Genomic DNA, 1,240 nt, shown 5'->3' with positions numbered 1-1,240 from the left:
AATTTTATGGTCACTTATTTTGATGCATGTGAGATTCTTGAAATGCTGTCTGAAGCATCTGTAAAGGTGTTTCTGGACGGCGGTTGGGGTGTCGATGCACTTATAGGCAGAGAAACAAGAATACATAACGACATCGATCTGTTCGTAGAGAAGAAAGACTATGGTAAGGCCATATCCGTGATTACCTGGAAGGGATACAGAGAAGTTGTAATGGACTATACGACCGATAGCCATACTGTCTGGAAAGATGACAACGGAAGAATAATCGATCTGCATTGTTTCGAATATGTCGAAGATGGAATTCTATATGACGGATACACTTTCCCAAGCGAAACTTTCTCAGGTAAAGGAAATATCGGGAATATTGAGGTAACATGCATAAACCCGGAGGCACAGGTACAGTTCCATCTTGGATATGAATACGATGAAAATGATGTCCACGACGTCCTGTTATTATGCAGAACTTTCAATCTTGAGATACCGGAGCAATATAAAACTCACATCTGATTCAATATGCTATGATTACTGATAGTTATGATATTGAAACTGAACCAATGATCAATCTGTTTGATTTCTACGGCAGACGTGGAGATTTTGCAGATATATGCCTGATAATATTCTCGAAGGAGATTCATCGGCATTTACTTGATTCCTACGAATCTGAAATTATTGCAACTATGCCGGCTTGCAATGGCGATACGCATATCTATAAAACAACTTATAAAGGAGTTACGATAACTTTCTACCTGTCAGGAATAGGTTCAGCAGTAGCATCCTCTCAATGTCATCTTGCAAGCTGGCTAACTGGAGCATCAAAGTTCATTATGTTCGGTTCCTGTGGCAGTCTTGACCGTACAACCACACAAGGTAGATTTATCATACCGACACAAAGTTACAGAGGGGACGGGTGTTCATATTATTTTGCAGCACCAGCCGACTATATTGATATAGCCGCAAGCAAGGAACTTTCCATAATTTTCGACAAATTATCTGTACCATATATTACAGGTAAAATATGGACGACAGATTCGATGATCAGAGAAACAAAAGGACTTGTACGCAAACGTATGGAAGAAGGGTGCATCGCTGTAGAAATGGAATTGGCTGGAGTTCAATCTGTGTGCGACTTCTACAATTTGAAGTTGTATGCTTTTTTTGAAGCAGGTGACATTTTGGATACAAATGGATATGAAGCCAAAGGCTTGAACAATGCCAACCATAGTTTAAACAAACTTTATAT

2 protein-coding genes are annotated in these 1,240 nt (G+C 39.4%); both read left to right on the top strand.

The window, feature by feature from the left end:
- The first annotated feature begins 6 nt into the window (after positions 1-6).
- Positions 7-507, top strand: a complete 501-nt coding sequence (locus CIK99_RS12200; protein WP_006743465.1) for a nucleotidyltransferase domain-containing protein — start codon at positions 7-9, stop codon at positions 505-507.
- 11 nt (positions 508-518) lie between these two features.
- Positions 519-1,240 (top strand): nucleoside phosphorylase (locus CIK99_RS12195; protein WP_094381770.1); only part of this gene is annotated, 722 nt, incomplete at its 3' end.

This window comes from Prevotella sp. P5-92 (assembly GCF_002251245.1).
Classification (GTDB): Bacteria; Bacteroidota; Bacteroidia; order Bacteroidales; family Bacteroidaceae; genus Prevotella.
This window is presented reverse-complemented; position numbering and strand designations above follow the sequence as displayed.

Bases quoted from the DNA above. Each gene is read 5' to 3' on its own strand.
- CIK99_RS12200 (WP_006743465.1), top strand. From the start codon at position 7: ATGGTCACTTATTTTGATGCATGTGAGATTCTTGAAATGCTGTCTGAA.